The sequence below is a fragment of the Pantoea alfalfae genome (genome assembly GCF_019880205.1).
GTDB lineage: Bacteria > Pseudomonadota > Gammaproteobacteria > Enterobacterales > Enterobacteriaceae > Pantoea > Pantoea alfalfae.
This window is the reverse complement of record NZ_CP082292.1, coordinates 3,474,006-3,490,632: the sequence shown is the minus strand read 5'-3', so window position 1 is coordinate 3,490,632 and position 16,627 is coordinate 3,474,006. Positions and strand designations below refer to the sequence as shown.

At 56.3% G+C, this 16,627-nt stretch carries 15 protein-coding genes; 6 read left to right on the top strand and 9 right to left on the bottom strand.

From position 1 onward, the window contains the following. Nucleotides 1-3 precede the first annotated feature (3 nt). Nucleotides 4-462: a DNA polymerase III subunit chi gene (locus K6R05_RS16350; RefSeq protein ID WP_090963995.1), complete on the bottom strand. Its 459-nt coding sequence runs from the start codon at nt 460-462 to the stop codon at nt 4-6. 65 nt (nt 463-527) lie between these two features. Then, nucleotides 528-2,039, bottom strand: a complete 1,512-nt coding sequence (pepA, locus tag K6R05_RS16345; protein ID WP_222924663.1) for a leucyl aminopeptidase — start codon at nt 2,037-2,039, stop codon at nt 528-530. 268 nt (nt 2,040-2,307) lie between these two features. On the opposite strand from pepA, the gene lptF reads away from it, so the two are divergent. Both lptF and lptG read left to right on the top strand, forming a co-directional pair. Continuing rightward, a complete protein-coding gene (gene lptF, locus K6R05_RS16340) occupies nt 2,308-3,408 on the top strand; it encodes an LPS export ABC transporter permease LptF (RefSeq protein WP_222924661.1) in 1,101 nt (366 codons plus the stop codon). Next, complete coding sequence (gene lptG / locus K6R05_RS16335; RefSeq protein WP_161731906.1) at nt 3,408-4,484, top strand: LPS export ABC transporter permease LptG; 1,077 nt, start codon at nt 3,408-3,410, stop codon at nt 4,482-4,484. The genes lptF and lptG overlap by 1 nt, the downstream gene beginning before the upstream one ends. 189 nt (nt 4,485-4,673) lie before the next feature. Here the strand turns inward: lptG and K6R05_RS16330 are convergent, their stop codons facing one another. From K6R05_RS16330 to K6R05_RS16320, 3 genes are all read right to left on the bottom strand, one after another. After that, on the bottom strand, nt 4,674-5,972 hold the full coding sequence (locus tag K6R05_RS16330; RefSeq protein ID WP_222924659.1) for a DUF445 domain-containing protein: 1,299 nt from the start codon (nt 5,970-5,972) through the stop codon (nt 4,674-4,676). 26 nt (nt 5,973-5,998) lie between these two features. Continuing rightward, the gene (locus K6R05_RS16325; protein WP_161731910.1) at nt 5,999-7,501 is read right to left on the bottom strand and encodes a helicase HerA-like C-terminal domain-containing protein; all 1,503 of its coding nucleotides are present in this window, start codon (nt 7,499-7,501) and stop codon (nt 5,999-6,001) included. A 121-nt stretch (nt 7,502-7,622) separates the two neighbouring features. Beyond that, entirely contained in the window at nt 7,623-9,200 is a 1,578-nt protein-coding gene (locus K6R05_RS16320) for an ABC transporter substrate-binding protein (RefSeq protein WP_222924657.1), read from the bottom strand. Nucleotides 9,201-9,888: 688 nt separating this feature from the next. Between K6R05_RS16320 and K6R05_RS16315 the strand changes: the two genes are divergently transcribed. Genes K6R05_RS16315 through K6R05_RS16305 form a run of 3 tightly spaced genes read left to right on the top strand, consistent with a single transcriptional unit; the run spans nt 9,889 to nt 13,684 of the window. Then, a complete protein-coding gene (locus K6R05_RS16315) occupies nt 9,889-10,617 on the top strand; it encodes a gluconate 2-dehydrogenase subunit 3 family protein (protein WP_095706284.1) in 729 nt (242 codons plus the stop codon). 30 nt (nt 10,618-10,647) lie between these two features. Then, nucleotides 10,648-12,417 carry a GMC family oxidoreductase gene (locus K6R05_RS16310; RefSeq protein WP_033731366.1) on the top strand — a complete coding sequence of 590 codons (1,770 nt, stop codon included), beginning with the start codon at nt 10,648-10,650 and terminating at the stop codon, nt 12,415-12,417. 4 nt (nt 12,418-12,421) lie between these two features. Further along, nucleotides 12,422-13,684 carry a c-type cytochrome gene (locus tag K6R05_RS16305; protein ID WP_222924655.1) on the top strand — a complete coding sequence of 421 codons (1,263 nt, stop codon included), beginning with the start codon at nt 12,422-12,424 and terminating at the stop codon, nt 13,682-13,684. 43 nt (nt 13,685-13,727) lie between these two features. Here K6R05_RS16305 and K6R05_RS16300 read toward each other — a convergent pair whose 3' ends face one another. The 4 genes from K6R05_RS16300 to K6R05_RS16285 all read right to left on the bottom strand — a co-directional run bounded on the left by K6R05_RS16300 (nt 13,728) and on the right by K6R05_RS16285 (nt 16,153). Continuing rightward, nucleotides 13,728-14,396, bottom strand: a complete 669-nt coding sequence (locus K6R05_RS16300) for a MarC family NAAT transporter (RefSeq protein WP_161731916.1) — start codon at nt 14,394-14,396, stop codon at nt 13,728-13,730. 15 nt (nt 14,397-14,411) lie between these two features. After that, nucleotides 14,412-15,047 (bottom strand): hypothetical protein, encoded by a 636-nt coding sequence (locus tag K6R05_RS16295; protein WP_161731918.1) that lies wholly within the window; start codon nt 15,045-15,047, stop codon nt 14,412-14,414. Between the two features lie 130 nt (nt 15,048-15,177). Further along, nucleotides 15,178-15,678: a YjjA family protein gene (locus K6R05_RS16290; RefSeq protein WP_222924653.1), complete on the bottom strand. Its 501-nt coding sequence runs from the start codon at nt 15,676-15,678 to the stop codon at nt 15,178-15,180. A 337-nt stretch (nt 15,679-16,015) separates the two neighbouring features. Further along, a complete protein-coding gene (locus tag K6R05_RS16285) occupies nt 16,016-16,153 on the bottom strand; it encodes a hypothetical protein (protein WP_222924651.1) in 138 nt (45 codons plus the stop codon). A 57-nt stretch (nt 16,154-16,210) separates the two neighbouring features. On the opposite strand from K6R05_RS16285, the gene K6R05_RS16280 reads away from it, so the two are divergent. Further along, nucleotides 16,211-16,612 (top strand): DUF2382 domain-containing protein, encoded by a 402-nt coding sequence (locus K6R05_RS16280; RefSeq protein ID WP_161731920.1) that lies wholly within the window; start codon nt 16,211-16,213, stop codon nt 16,610-16,612. Nucleotides 16,613-16,627 lie beyond the last annotated feature (15 nt).

The window sequence follows — 16,627 nt, the reverse complement described above, 5'->3', positions numbered from 1 at the left end:
CTGCTATGTCGTTTGCGGCTGTGGTGGCGCTGCCGTATTCAATTGGAATCCAACGCTGCGATACGCTTTGTAGCGGTCGCGCGCCAGTTGTTTGAGAGCGTCCTCGTAAGGAACGAAGTCTATCACTTCATGGAAAGCAGTAGCAAAATCTGCGAAGTGGGGCAGCAGGCTAATCAGCAGGTCGCGCTGTGAACTGCCGCGACGCTGTGGCCAGGCCAGCTCGACCGGCGCACCGTAGCGCGGGCCTTCACCCGCCAGGTTGTGCGGCACGAAGGCGTTTGCCGGTCGTTGCCACAGCGCTTCGTCAAGACGAATGGCCTGCTGTTCATCTTCGCAGGCGATCAACACCCGCTTTCCGGCCCGCCAGCGTGTTTCCGCCAGATTGCACACCAGCGCTTCAACAGCGCTCAGGCCATCGCTCGGGGCATCGGTTTCCAGCACGTAGAAGGTTGCGTTTTTCATCGGTTAGCTCATCAGAAGATCAAGGGCGGAATCAGATCCGCCCCTGCTGTCAGAAAAGAGGGCGCTTAGTCGTCGCCGTTCAATCCTGCCCGATTCAACAGAAACTGCGACAGCATCGGCACCGGACGTCCGGTAGCGTCTTTAGCCTTGCCGGAGCGCCAGGCCGTGCCGGCGATATCCAGGTGCGCCCAGTTATATTTGCGGGCAAAGCGTGCCAGGAAGCAGGCAGCGGTAATCGCGCCGCCAGGACGGCCACCGATGTTGCCCATATCGGCAAAGTTGGACTCCAGCTGCTCCTGGAACTCATCCGCCATCGGCAGACGCCAGGCGCGGTCGCCTGACTGCTCCGAGGCGCTGATCAGCTCATGCGCCAGCGGGTTGTGATTCGACAGCAAACCGCTGATGTGATGTCCCAGCGCAATCACGCAGGCTCCGGTCAGCGTTGCCACGTCAATGACGACTTCCGGGTCGAAACGTTCCACGTAGGTCAGCGCATCGCACAGCACCAGACGGCCTTCGGCGTCGGTGTTCAGTACTTCAACCGTTTGGCCAGACATGGTGGTCAGCACGTCGCCCGGACGCATCGAGCGGCCATCCGGCATGTTTTCACAGCCCGCCAGCACACCCACCACGTTCAGCGGCAGATTCAGCTCGGCCACCATCCGCATCACGCCATAGACGGCGGCCGCGCCGCACATGTCATATTTCATTTCGTCCATGCTGTCGGCAGGCTTGATAGAGATGCCGCCGGAGTCAAAGGTCAGCCCTTTACCCACCAGCACAATCGGGCGCGCTTCAGCATCCGGATTGCCTTTGTATTCAATCACCGACATCAGCGATTCGTTCTGCGAACCGGCCCCGACAGCGAGATAGGCGTTCATGCCCAGCTCTTTCATCTGCTGTTCGCCGATCACGCGTGTGGTGACATTTTTGCTGAAGGCGTCGGCCAGCTGGCGCGCCTGCGACGCCAGATAGGCAGCGTTACAGATGTTTGGCGGCATATTGCCGAGATCTTTAGCGGCTTTCATGCCTGCAGCAACCGCTAATCCATGCTGAATAGCGCGTTCGCCGCTGGTCAGTTCACGGCGGGTCGGCACGTTAAACACCAGTTTGCGCAGCGGACGACGCGGCTCTGCTTTGTTGCTTTTCAGCTGATCAAAGTTGTAGAGCGCCTCTTTTGAGGTCTCCACGGCCTGACGCACTTTCCAGTAGGTATTGCGGCCTTTGACATGCAGTTCGGTCAGGAAGCAGACCGCTTCCATGGAGCCGGTGTCGTTCAGCGTGTTGATGGTTTTCTGAATGACCTGCTTGTACTGGCGTTCATCCAGCTCACGCTCTTTACCGCAGCCAATCAGCAGAATACGCTCGGACAGGATATTTGGCACATGATGCAGCAGCAGTGTCTGGCCCACTTTTCCTTCCAGCTCGCCACGGCGCAGCAGGGCGCTGATGTAGCCGTCGCTGATTTTATCCAGCTGCTCGGCAATCGGTGACAGACGACGCGGTTCGAAAACGCCAACGACAATGCAGGCACTGCGCTGTTTTTCCGGGCTTCCGCTTTTTACACTGAACTCCATGCACTCTCCTGAATCTTAAAGACAACGGCCGCTGCTGCCGCTAGAATGTAGCGCGCTCATGACCCATTTATTCATCGTCGCAGCATGACATTCTGCCGCTGGAGGTCATAATGAATCAGGGTGACAAGATGTTGTTTTTTCACCACCCGGACGCGTTTTTCATACAAATTTAGCTACGGCGACGGCCATTGATGAAGAAAAATGGCTGATAAGCGTTGAAACTAGCGATTTTCCTGCAAAAAGACAAGTTTTCACAGGCGTACTAAGCGTGATCATCATTAGATATCTGGTTCGGGAAACGCTCAAAAGCCAGCTGGCTATCCTGTTTATCCTGCTACTCATCTTCTTTTGCCAGAAGTTAGTCAGGATCCTGGGAGCCGCGGTGGATGGCGAAGTGCCGACAAACCTCGTTCTGACCTTGTTAGGACTCGGTGTGCCTCAAATGGCACAACTTATACTGCCCTTAAGTCTGTTTCTGGCGATCCTGATGACGCTGGGGCGTCTCTACACGGAAAGTGAAATTACCGTGATGCACGCCTGCGGCCTGAGTAAGGCCGTCCTGGTGAAAGCGGCGATGGTACTGATGCTGTTTACCTCGATAGTGGCTGCGGTGAACGTCATCTGGCTGGGGCCGTGGTCATCCCGTTATCAGGATGAGGTGACGCAGAACGCCAAAGCAAACCCAGGTGCGGCAGCGATGGCTGCCGGGCAGTTCCAGACCTCCAGCGACGGCAGCGCCGTGCTGTTTGTCGAGGATGTGAAGGGCAACAACTTTGGTAACGTGTTCCTGGCGCAGTTACGGCCAAAAGGTAACGCGCGTCCTTCGGTGGTGCTGGCTGACAGCGGTCACATGGAGCAGCACAAAGATGGCTCGCAGGTGGTAACGCTGGACAAAGGCACCCGCTTTGAGGGCACCGCACTGCTGCGTGATTTCCGTATCACCGACTTCACCAACTATCAGGCCACCGTGGGATATAAAGCGGCAACGCTCGATCCTAACGATGCAGAGCAGGCCAGCATGACCGACCTGTTCGCGAATAAGACACCGGATTTTCAGGCCGAGCTGCACTGGCGTCTGACGCTGGTGTTCGCGGTGCTGGTAATGGCGCTGATGGTGGTGCCGCTCAGCGTGGTGAACCCGCGTCAGGGTCGCGTGCTGTCGATGCTGCCCGCCATGCTGCTCTATCTGATCTTCTTCCTGTTGCAGAGCTCGCTGAAGTCGAGCGGGGCGAAAGGGCGGCTTGATCCGGCGCTCTGGATGTGGGTGGTGAATATCAGCTATCTGGTGCTGGCGGTGCTCCTTAACCTGTGGGATACGGTGCCGATGCGTCGGATTCGCGCCCGCTTTACCCGCGGAGGGTCGGTCTGATGTTTCGCGTACTTGACCGCTATATCGGTAAAACTATCTTCAATACCATCATGCTGACGCTGTTCATGCTGGTGTCGCTTTCCGGCATTATCAAGTTCGTCGATCAGCTGCGCAAGACCGGTCAGGGCAGCTACAACGCGCTGAGCGCCGGTTACTACACCCTGCTGAGCGTGCCGAAAGATATTGAGATTTTCTTCCCGATGGCGGCCCTGCTGGGTGCGCTGCTGGGACTTGGCGCGCTGGCGCAGCGCAGTGAGCTGGTGGTGATGCAGGCGGCGGGCTTTACCCGCATGCAGGTGGCGCTGTCCGTGATGAAAACGGCAATTCCGCTGGTGCTGCTGACCATGGCGATTGGTGAGTTTGTTGCGCCATCGGGCGAGCAGATGGCGCGTAACTACCGGGCGCAGCAGCTTTATGGCGGCGCACTGGTCTCGACGCAGAATGGTCTGTGGGCGAAAGATGGCAATAACTTCATCTATATTGAGCGCATCAAAGGCGACAATGAAATTGATGGTGTAAGCATTTATAACTTTAACGATCAGCGTCGTCTGCAGAGCGTGCGTTACGCGGCGACGGCGATCTGGGATGCGGCTAAGAAGCGCTGGATGCTGTCTCAGGTCGATGAGTCAAACCTGACTGATCCGAAGCAGATTACCGGTTCACAGAGTCTGAGTGGTGAATGGAAAACCAATCTGACGCCGGACAAGCTGGGTGTGGTGGCGCTGGATCCCGACGCGTTGTCGATTCGCGGTCTGCATAGCTACAGTAAATATCTGAAGCAGAGTGGCCAGGAAGCGGGACGTTATCAGCTGAATATGTGGAGCAAGATTTTCCAGCCGCTGTCGGTGGCGGTGATGATGCTGATGGCGCTGTCGTTTATCTTCGGTCCGCTGCGTAGCGTGTCGATGGGTGTGCGTGTGGTGACCGGTATCAGCTTTGGCTTCCTGTTCTACGTGCTGGACCAGATTTTCGGTCCGCTGAGTCTGGTTTATGGCTTACCGCCGATTCTGGGGGCGATTCTGCCGAGCTTTGCGTTCTTCGCGATCAGTCTGTTTATGCTGATTAAGCGGCGCTAAGCGCAATGAATGCAGTAAAAGAAAAGGCCGCGCAAGCGGCCTTTTTTATTGGCTAACAGTGCAGGCTCAGGGATTCTACGCTTTCCACAAAGACGCTATCCATGACCCGCAATGCTTTACGACAGGCGTATACGCCCATCGCTTTATGTCTGCCAGCCGGAGGAGTGACTGCAGTGGCCTGAAACGGCGTTACGCCACGCTATTTATCCAGCCTGACAGTGCGGGCAGGGCAGCGGGCAGCTGCGACAGCAGATAGAGAATCAGCCCGATGGTGCCGCCTACCAGCGTACCGTTGATGCGGATAAACTGCAGGTCCTTGCCGATATTGAGTTCAATCTGCTGCGACATGTCGCGCGCATCCCAGCTTTTCACAGTGTCGCTGATGTGACGCGTCAGGAAGCCAGCAAACTCTGGTGCAACGCTGCGTGCAGCCTGTTCCAGATGCTGGTTCATGGAGTCACGCAGCGCCGGGTCGGCGGCCAGGGTTTCGCCAAGCCACAGGGCTGCACCGCGCACTTTCTCCTGCACCCGCGAATCCTCACTGCTGAGATCCGCTTTGAGCCAGTTGCGCATATCATTCCACAGTTCGCCGATGTAGCGATTGAACGAGGCATCCTCTTTCAGCCAGCCCTTAATCTCTTCGGCGCGCTCCGCCATTTCCGGGTCGGTCTGCAGCTTAACGATCAGTTTATCAACCGCCCGGTTGAAGCCGAGGCGCAGCTCATGGCCCTGATCCAGCGCCACATCATCCAGCAGGGAATCGACCGCGTTGGCCACCAGCTCGGCGCTGTGTTCGCCCAGCCATTCGGTCGGCAACATTTTGGCTTTGATCGGATGCTCGCGTTTCAGCCAGCGCACCAGCTGCATGGCGATAAACTCGCGGGTACTGGGCTTATGCAATAACTTCAGCAACTGGTCGATGGCCGCGTCCAGCAATGCCTGATGGCGGTTATTTTTGGTCAGGCTTTCCAGCACCATGGCGCTGGTCTGGCTGAGATCGACCTTGTCGATGGCACGATGCACCGCGCGGCGCATAAAGGTCTGAATCCGCGCGTCATCGGTGAGATCCAGGAAGCCGCGCATCACCTGCAGCAGATGGCGGCCAACGCGGTCGGCATTGCCCGGTGCATTCAGCCACTGTGCCAGCAGGTTTGAAGGATCGTGACGGCGAATCAGGTTCAGCAGGGAGTCGGTATCAAGAAACTTTTCCTGCACAAAGCGCCCGAGGTTTTCACCGATACGATCTTTGTTGCGCGGAATGATGGCGGTATGGCGCGAGATAAAAGGCACCGGCACGCGCCGGAACAGCGCCACCACGGCAAACCAGTCCGCCAGTGCGCCGACCATCGCGGCCTCCGCAATCGCTTTGACGCCGCTGACCCAGAAGCCAGGCGGCAGGAAAAGGGTGACAACAAAGGTGGCGACGGCGAGCAGCAGCAGCAGCAGCGCCAGGCGTTTCATCCGTTTCAGTTCGTAGTGTTTATCCATAACCTGATCTTAGCAGAGAGCGGGGTTCATCGGCGACGGCCACCCAGCAGGCTGCCCAGCACCCCACGGATGATCTGATTGGTGATCTGGCGGGTAGCGCTTTTCGCCATGGTCTGTACCACGCCGTCGTGTTTGCCGCCGCGCGGGCCGGTGTGACCAAACAGGATCTCTTTCAGACCACCGAGAATCCCATTGTCGACAGCCACAGCGTCGCCTTTGGCCGGGGGGGCACTCGCCTCATCGCTGGCGGCCTGGAAGCCTTTTTGCAGCTTTTCAAACGCCGATTCGCGATCGATTTCGGTGTCATATTTGCCATAGAGCGGCGAATGGTTGATCAGGCCGTTACGCTCATCACCGGTGACCGGACCCATGCGCGAGCCTGGCGCAATGACCATCGCGCGTTCTACTACCGACGGACTGCCTTTGGCATCCAGAAAGGAGATCAGCGCTTCGCCAGTGCCCAGCGCCTGAATCGCTTCCACGCTGTCAAACGCCGGGTTGGCGCGCAGCGTATCGGCGGCCGTTTTCACCGCTTTCTGATCTTTGGGCGTGAAAGCGCGCAGGGCGTGCTGAACGCGGTTGCCGAGCTGGCCCAGCACCCGATCGGGAATATCTGCCGGATTCTGGGTGACGAACCAGACGCCGACCCCTTTGGAGCGGATCAGCCGCATGACCTGTTCTATTTTCTCCAGCAGCACCGGCGGCGCGTCGGTAAACAGCAGGTGCGCCTCATCAAAGAAGAACACCAGCTTTGGCTGATCGAGATCGCCCGCTTCCGGCAGATGTTCATAAAGCTCCGACAGCAGCCACAGCAGGCTGGTGGCGTAGAGTTTCGGCATCTGGTAGAGCTTCTCAGCAGAGAGGATGTTGATGACGCCTTTGCCGTTGCTGTCGACGCGCATCCAGTCAGCGATATCCAGCATCGGCTCACCAAAGAAGTGTTCCGCCCCCTGTTGCTCCAGCGTCAGCAATCCGCGCTGAATCGCGCCGACCGAGGCGCTGTTGATATTGCCGTAGTGGGTCTGGAAGTTTTTGGCGTTGTCACCAATGTACTGGGTCATGGCGCGCAGATCTTTGAAGTCCAGCAGCAGCAGGCCCTGGTCATCGGCTATGCGGAAAATAATCTGCAGCACGCCGCTCTGGACTTCATTCAGATTCAGCAGCCGCGCCAGCAGTAATGGACCGAGATCGGAAACGGTGGCGCGTACCGGATGGCCTTTCTCGCCAAAAATATCCCACAGCACCACCGGATTGCTCTGCGGCTGCCAGTCGGTGACGCCGATTTTCGCCAGCCTCTCCTGCAGCTTTTCGCTGGACTGGCCCGCCATCGCCACGCCGGTTAAATCGCCTTTGACGTCAGCCATAAAGACCGGTACGCCGCTGGCGGAGAACGATTCGGCCAGCTTCTGCAACGTAACGGTTTTCCCGGTGCCGGTCGCACCGGTAATGAGGCCGTGGCGGTTGGCCATTTGCGGCAACAGATGAAGTTCGACGTCTGGCGTACGGGCAATCAGTAGCGGGGAAGTCATGGTTTTCCACTCTCAGTCAAAGGATTATGCCTGAAGGATAGCAAGCGGAGCATAGACAGGAGGAGAACAATTCGTCAAAAACGCGGCCGCTGCCCGCAGAGCAGCGGCCTGAAACGCGGGATTACTTCTGCACCTCTTCGAAATTGAGCAGGCTGACGCCGATGCCCTGCTGCAGGTGACTGAGATTGCGGCGCACCGCCACCTGGGTCGCGCCCTGTAAGAGTACGATAAACGGTGAATCCTGCTGGATGCGGGTTTGCAGCCCGGTATAGAGGCTACGGCGTTTAGCCGCATCGCTCTCTCCGGCGGCGGCGCGGGTCTGTGCACTCAGCGCCGGAATGGTCCAGCCGACACGCCATGCCAGGGTTTTGCCGCCACCTGGCACGTTAGAAGCAAAGGTGCTGGCATTGGTGTTAGGGTCGATGTAGTCCGCGCCCCAGTAAGTGAAGATTGCCTGGAAGTCGCGGCTGCGCATTTTGCTCCACAGCTCCGATTCCGCCACCGGCTGGATATCAAGCTGCACATCCGCTTTGGCAAAGCTCGCCTGCAGCGCCTGCGCCACGTCTATATAAGGCGGCTGGTTCACCACCGTCAGCGCGATGTGGGTGCCCGGTTTGATGCCGCCTTTCTGCAGGATTTCCTGCGCCTTTTTCAGATCGTAATGGAACGGCGTGGTGTTCAGTGCACCATCGAAGCCATCCGGCAGGAAGCTCTGATGGATGCGATACTGACCTTTCAGCAGCTGGTTCGCCAGGCTGTCATAGTCAACCAGCCAGCGTGCCGCCTGCCACAGGGCCGGATTGCCCAGCGCCGGTTGCTGCGCGTTCTGAGTATTAAAGCCAACGTAATAAACCAGGCTGGACGGGAAGGCGTCAACCCGCACATTTGCCTGTGTTTTCAGCGCGGCAATCTGGTCCGGACCAAGCTGATAGGCGACATCCACGTCACCCTGCTGGAGCAGCAGTCGGCGGCTGCCGGCATCGGCTACGCCCTTGAGCAATACCCGCCTCAGATGCGGCTTCTGCGTGCTGTAAGAGTTAGCTTCCAGCACCAGCGCCTGCAGCGGGACAAACTGTTTGATGGCATAGGCGGCGCTGCCAGCCGAGTGCGTTTTCAGCCAGGCATTGCCGTAATCGTTATTGCTGACGTGTTCCCGGGCCAGTTTACTGTCAACGATGGAGGCGACCGGCGCGGTCAGCAGGCGCAGCGCCAGATCGCTGCCGATCTCAGCGGGCCAGCGCAGTTCAAGCTGGTGGTCGTTGATCACCGTGAACTGTTGATCGATATTTTCCGGCGTCCAGCCAAACTCACCCAGGATAAAAGAGGGGGCTTTGTTGAGTTTTACCGCGCGGGTTAAGGAGAAGACCACATCCTGCGCGGTCAGCGGATGACCGCTGGCGAAACGGGCCTGTGGGTTGAGGTCAAATACCAGGCTGTGCGGCGTTTTTCCGGCCTGCCAGCGTGTGGCGGCGAGTGGCGAGAGCTGCTGTGGGTTCTGATGATTCGGTTCCAGTAGCGTCTGGTAGATATTGCGCAGGCTGCTGTTACTGACGGTTTCAAAACTTTCCGCCGGATCGAAACTGATGATGCCATCGAGTGGCACGGCGACTACCAGCGTGTCCGCTGGCGTCGCGGCGTATGCCGGGTGAACCAGTGTCAGTGCAGTCAATAAAGAGAGTGAGAGTAGCGTTTTGCGCATTGAGGGTTATCCTGAGTCGTTGATCGCTCTACTCTATCGGGCGCCGGATAATCTCAAAATGCCGGTTTGTTATGAGCTTTGCACAATTACATGCTTAGTTATTCAGGCAAGAGGACAAATTAAGGTCATGTCCGTCAGTAATTATTTCAGCGTCATTTAACAACAGGCGGAATAAAGCAGGATTTACTCAGGCGATCACACTTTGCGCACTGTCTGATTGTATGACCATCAAAGTCACTATAGTGTTAACGATGAGAATGATTCTCTTGTATGGAAGTATGATATTTTTTTATCGGTTATTCTGCGTGATGATGACAGGGCGAAAATAATATCCGTCGCTCCTGCGTTAAAACGGCTAAATACCCGATGTTTATGCGGTTTTAGACGCAATTTCCTCGCTGTAAATCTTTTACCTATCCGCAACCCTTCCGCAACACCATGATAAACTTTTACTACGACACATTTTAAATTCAATTTTTACATTCAGACATATATATATCCCTAATATTGCCAGGTTATTAACCGATATGTTCCGTTAGTCACCGAACCATAATTCTACCTGCCTTCTCTGTTCTGCCGTTGTCTGTGCTGTGTGCGTTCATCTCTGCGGGGAGTTTCCTGCCTGCACCCGGCCTTTCAGCGTCATAACACAGTAAGCGGGTATTTAGCAGATGAGAGTCGTGCGGATATGCTTTTAGAAAAACCCACCACCAGGCGTAAATTTTTGCTCGGTTCACTGCTGGCGTTGCCATTAAGTGAACTGGTCCTGAAAGGCATGACTGCGGCACAGGCTGCAGAGATGGCCGCACCGGAGTTAGCCGATTACAAACCGATCTTTTTTAGTGCCGATGAGTGGCAGTTTATTCTGGCCGCCACCGACCGCCTGATTCCGGCGGGCGGCAAAGGCAAAGCACCGGGCGCGCTGGAAACTAACGTGCCGATCTTTATCGATCAGCAGCTGCACAGCGAAGCGTTTGGCAGCGAAATCTATATGCAGGGGCCGTTCAACACGAAAGCACCCGCCACGATGGGTTATCAGATCCCGTTCCGTCCCCAGCAGATGTATCAGACCGGTATCCGGCTGATCAATCAGTGGTCGCAGAACACGCACCAGAAAGCGTTTCATGCGCTGACGCTGGAAGAGAAAGATGCGGTGCTGACCCAGGTCAACAAAAACGAGATCGACTTTGCCGCGCTGGGCGAAGCCGATCTTAAGCCTTCCCATTTCTTCAGCCAGCTGCTTTCCGATACCAAGCATGGCTACCTGGCCGACCCGATGTACGGCGGTAATAAAGGCATGAAAGCCTGGATCGCTATCGGCTTCCCCGGCGCGCGTGCCAGCTTCACCGAATGGGTGAAACAGCACAACGTTCCTTATCCGCTCGGCCCGGTCAGCATCAAAGGTGAACGCGCATAAGCGCTTCCACATCAGGTAAACAGGATTATCATGGCACAGGTTACTAAAAAAGAAGTCGACGTCGTGGTCTGCGGCCTCGGCTGGGCAGGCTCGCTGATGAGCATCGAGCTGGCACTGGCAGGTCTGGACGTGCGCGCCCTGGAGCGCGGCGGCGATCGCGATTACGACGAGTTCGCCTACCCGAAACCGGCGGATGAATACGCCTATGCGGTGCGCAACAAAGTGTTTGCGACACCCGCCGAAGTGGCGGTCACCGTGCGCTACAACAGCAGCCAGACGGCATTGCCAACCCGTAAATGGGGCGCGTTTGCACCGGGCACCGGCGTAGGCGGTTCCGGTCTGCACTGGACGGCGGTACTGATCCGTCCGACGCCGACCGACATCAAACTTAAAACCTACGTTGACGAGGCTTACAAGCCCGGCATTCTGCAGGATGATATGCGGGTGATGGACTTCCCGTTCAGCTGGGAAGAGATCGAGCCCTATTACTATAAATTCGAACTGATTTGCGGCCAGTCGGGCAACACCGGCAACCTGCGCGGCAAAATCCTGGAAGGCGGCGACCCGTTTGAAGGCCCGCGCTCTGAACCTTACCCACTGCCCGCGCTGGATGACACGCTGAACAACGTGATGTTCAAAGAGGTAGCGACGAAACTCGGTTACCACCCGTTCCCGAATCCGTCAGCCTGTGTGTCACGTGCGTGGAAAAACCCGTACGGCAACCAGATCGCCCCGTGTAACTACTGCGGCTACTGCAGCAAATATCCGTGTCTGAACTACTCCAAAGCGTCGCCGCAGACGGCGGTGATGGATTCGCTGAAGCGTATGCCGAACTTCTCCTATGAAGTGAATGCGGAAGTGATTAAGGTCGTGCTGAACGATGATAAGAAAACCGCCAAAGGCGTGATCTACATCGATGCGCAGGGCAACGAGTGCTTCCAGCCCGCGAAAATCGTGGTGCTGAGCAGCTTCCAGCTCTACAACGTGCGTCTGATGCTGCTTTCCGGCATCGGCAAACCTTACAACCCGATTACCGAAGAGGGCGTGGTAGGCCGTAACTACGCGTTCCTGTCGAACGGCGGCGCAACGCTGTTCTTCAAAGATAAAAACTTCAATCCGTATGCGACGGCGGGCGCGACCGGCCAGATGTTTAACGATATCTCGCCAGGCAACTTCGACGGCCCTTCACTTGGCTTCCTGGGCGGTGCGAAGATCCACAGCTCACAGGCGACCGGCACGCCAATCAGCACCGCGCTGCCAAAAGGCACCCCGACCTGGGGCATGGGCTACAAGGAAGGTCTGGAAGAGTGGTACGGTCATTCGATGAAGATCAGCATCACCACCACCTGCCAGTCTTACCGCGACATCTATCTGGATCTCGATCCGAACTACAACGATCACCGTGGCCTGCCACTGCTGCGCATGACGTTTAACTGGAAAGAGAATGAGCTGAAGCTGCAGCAGCATCTGAAAGGCATCGTCGGCAACATCGCCAAAGAGCTGAACCCGGACAGCATGAGCATGAGCTTCCTGCCAATGGGCGCGGATTTCGATATCACCAAATATGTCTCTACGCACAACGTGGGCGGCGCGGTGATGGGCGATAACCCGAAAACCTCGGCGCTGAACAAGTATCTGCAGAGCTGGGATGTGCATAACGTCTTTGTGCCCGGCGGCAACGCCTTCCCGCAGAACTTCCAGGCGAACCCGACCGATACCATCGGTGCGATTACCCTGATGGCGGCGCAGGCGATCAAAGATCACTACCTGAAAAATCCCGGTCCACTGGTACAGGCATAAGCGCATGAATAAGCTGAAACTGAAGTCTTTTATTTTTGCCAACGCGGTGCTGCTGGCCAGCGGATTTGCGCTGCCGGTTCACGCCGAAGATGAAGCGCAACTGATTAAGCAGGGCGAGTATCTCTCCCGCCTGGGCGACTGTATGGCGTGCCACTCGCTGCCCGGCAAACCGGCCTATTCGGGTGGACTGGCGATTGAGTCGAACCTCGGCACTATTTTCTCCACCAACATCACGCCGGATAAGCAGCATGGCATCGGTAACTACAGCGAGCAGCAGTTCTCTGACGCGGTGCGCAAGGGCGTCTTACCGGATGGCTCGCATCTCTATCCGGCCATGCCGTATCCTGACTACGCCAAAATCAGCGATGCCGATATGCACGCGCTCTACGTCTACTTTATGAAAGGCGTGCAGCCGAGTGCGGAACAGCCACCGGAAACCGATCTGAGCTTCCCGTTCAGCCAGCGCTGGGGCATGCGGTTCTGGAACTGGGCGTTCACGTCCGATAAGCCGTTCCAGCCGATTGGTGGTGCGTCAGCCGAGGTTAACCGCGGTGCCTATATCGTGGAGAGTCTGGGTCACTGCGGCAGCTGTCATACGCCGCGCGGTCTGGGCATGAACGAGAAAGCGCTGGATAGCGGTGATGATAAATTCCTGGCGGGCGGCAGCCTGAACAACTGGGATGTGCCGTCACTGCGTGGCCTGCCACACTGGAGCGAGCAGGAAGTCATCGACTACCTCCAGACCGGCCGTAACGATAAAGCGGCAGTAGGCGGCGAGATGACCTCGGTGGTCGAGCACAGCAGCTCACACATGACCGATGCCGATCTCAAAGCTATCGCGGCCTACCTGAAATTCCTGGGCGGCAATCCGCCATTGCAGGCGTTCAGCGTGCAGGCGCAGCAGGCAACGGAAGCGAAACTCACCGCCGCGAAGAACCTCAGCGAAGGCGAGCGTCTCTATCTGGATAACTGCGGGGCCTGTCACTTCGTGACCGGCAAAGGCGCACCCGGGATCTTCCCGGAGCTGGATGGCGCAACCATCGTGAATGCTAAGGATCCAACCGGCTTGATCCACACCATTCTGGCCGGTGCGCAGCAGCCTTCGACCGCGAAAGCGCCGTCTAAACTGGCGATGCCAGGCTTTGCCCAGCGGCTGAATGATGATGAAGTCGCGCAGCTGGCAACCTTTATTCGTCAGGGCTGGAGCAACACCGCGCCTGCGGTGAGCAAAGATCAGGTTGCTGAAGTGCGTAAAACGCTGAAGTAATCGCGCTTTCCCCTCTGCCTGTCCGGGGAGGGGAAAACCCGCATTAATGGAAGGTGCGTACCACTTCCAGCACGCCGTTAATGATGAACTGCACGCCCATACAGACCAGTAAAAATCCCATCAGGCGCGATATCGCCTCAATACCGCTTTTACCCACCAGCTTCATGATGGCACCCGAACTGCGCAGCGAGATCCACAGAATCAGGCTCACCAGCAGGAAGGTCAGCACCGGTGCCACGCTGATTACCCAGGCGGGAAAATCGACGCCACTTCTCACCGTTGAGGCAGAAGAGATGATCATCGCAATGGTTCCCGGCCCGGCCGTACTTGGCATCGCCAGCGGCACAAAGGCGATATTCACCGGCTCTTTAGCCCCATCCAGCTCATCCAGTTTCTGCTTAGCTTCAACTGAATGCCCGGCAGGTTTAGCCGGGAACAGCATCCGGAAGCCGATAAAGGCGACAATCAGACCGCCCGCCATGCGCAGACCCGGTATAGAGATACCGAAGGTATTCAGCACCGCACTGCCCGCGTACCATGCCACCATCATGATGGCGAAGACATAGATGGAAGCCTGGCGCGCCTGGCGGTTGCGCTCCTCGAAATTCATGTCACCCGCCAGCCCTAAAAACAGCGCCACGGTGGTGAGCGGATTGGCGAGCGGCAGGATCACCACCAGCCCCAGGCTGACCGCTTTAATCAGTTCCAGCATAGCCGATCTCCCTGATTAGTGTTTCGGGCGCTCCAGCGCCTCTAACAGCTCCGGGAAGAAGTCCTGCAGGATTTCCGGCGTCATCAGTTCGGGGTACTGCATCAGATGCTCGCGGATACGTTCGTTGACGTCCGGTAGCAGACGCTGGGCCGCGGCGCTGGCGGTGATTTTGTGCTTCTTCATGGCGCGCAGCAGATCGCCTGGCAGCGCGTCTTCGTCATCGCCGTCATCGACCATCTCCAGCGCATCCAGCTCGTCGAACATCTCCATCAGCGCTTCGGTCTGCGGTGTGCGCGACTCATATTCACGCGGATGTTCATCTTCCAGGAAACGCAGCATGGCGCGCATCGGCGTGCCGTCTGGCGTGGAAGGCGGCTCAGCGGCGAACCAGCTCAGCAGCTGGTGCATGGTGACCTGATGGACGCGATAGCCGCTGTCGACCAGCTCATCGGCCAGCAGCTCGGCGGTTTCGTTTTCAATCAGGCAGATGTGGGTGCGATTAGGTTCGTACTGCTCCAGCCACTGGTAGATCTCTTCAATCACGCCATCGTCATACTCGAATTTTTTGCTGAGATAGCTGCCGTCCTGTTCATGAACGCAGGCCTGAATCTGATCGGGGTCGAAGTAAAGTGCGATGTTGATGCCTTTCATGCGTGCTGTCCTGTAGAAACCAAAACAACACTATAGCGCTCAACCCCAGGTTAAGGGAATGTCAGGCATCACAGCAAAGCGGGGTTTAACGCTCCCCTCAGAGCAGAGAGGGGAGAGAAGAGGAACGGGATCAGGAGATAAAGTTTTTGCCCTGCTTCAGGACCACGTCACAGGCTTTGGTTTTCAGCTTCTCGCCCATCGGCGAGTTGCTCAGGCTTTGCAGATTCAACTGCTGGCCGTTCCCGGTGTTCAGCAGTCCTGCCACGCCCTGGGTGTAGTCGGTTTTCTGTTCCTGCGCGGTGGTGGTATTCAGACCGAGCTTGCTCAGCACCTGATCTTTAACCGACTGCACGTTGTTTTTCACCACGTTATGTTCGACGCAGTACTGCATCACACCGGCCGCGTTGGTCATGCTGTTGGCGCTGACCGCTTTGTCGCCGCCGCCCAGCATGCTGGTAATAGCAGACAGTGACATGCCGCCATTCTGCTGGGTGGTGCTGCCGTTATTCTGCTGGCTGAGCTGCGATGCTGCACTGCTCAGCTGATCCTGCCAGCTTGCCGCTGATGCACTGCCTGCCACCAGAAGTGCCGCCAGTCCCCATCCCCATGCACTGCGTTGTGCCTGTTTCATCTTAACCTCAGTATCTGCGTATTCAGTTTTGCTAAGAGAGTCTGACGACCAGAAAGTTCCTGAACTTCCTTCATAAATAACGCTTTGGGAATCTTCTGTAATAGAGGCAATAAAATATCCGGATGAGCACGGGTGTTATTATTTCGTGAGATGACTTCCCCTGGTGCGTTAATTAGCGCTTCTGCTGAAACATTCTTTAATATTCTCACGGTGTTTATCAGGAATCGTCCTGGTTTAAATTAAAGTTACCGCTTTGCTTATAAACGCATTTTTAAGTAATTACGTCTGGGTGGTTAATATTTACCTGTGAAATGACTTATTTTTAAAGTATTGATTATTAACTAATTTTTCTTTTTGTCGCAGCGGTAAAATAAGCCATGTCGCTGTTTTTTAATGCAGTTTTATGTGCGGTAATTAAATTGAGTTGCTGATATTTTTTATTATCCCGGCTTGCGAAATCAGCGAGAGTGTTCATGCTTAATCACTGTGTCAGGCAGTTGTGGCAGATATTTAATTTAACGGGAGTGATATTATGGCTGGACAGCCAGAGCACAATAATAATGCAGAGGTCACGCTTAAACTCGCTGAAGAGCAAATAGCCCTGACGAAGCAAAAGATTGTGGATGGACATGTCCGCGTTACCCGTTCCACAACTGAACATGACGAGGTCATCAGTACACTGCTTACCCAGGAGAAGGTTGAGGTTGAGCATGTAGCGAAAGCGCAGCCCGTTGAAACGATGCCCGAAATCAGGGAAGAGAATGGTGTACTGATTGTCCCGGTAGTAGAGGAAGAAATCCAAATCGTCAGAAAGCTGGTGCTTAAAGAGGAAATCCACATCCGAAAAGTGCAGGAGAATGTTCCTTTTCAGGAGGTGGTGACCCGACGTGAGCAGCAGGTGAACGTTGAGAGAGATGACGATCAAATCAGCTAACAGAGAGGAACCTAT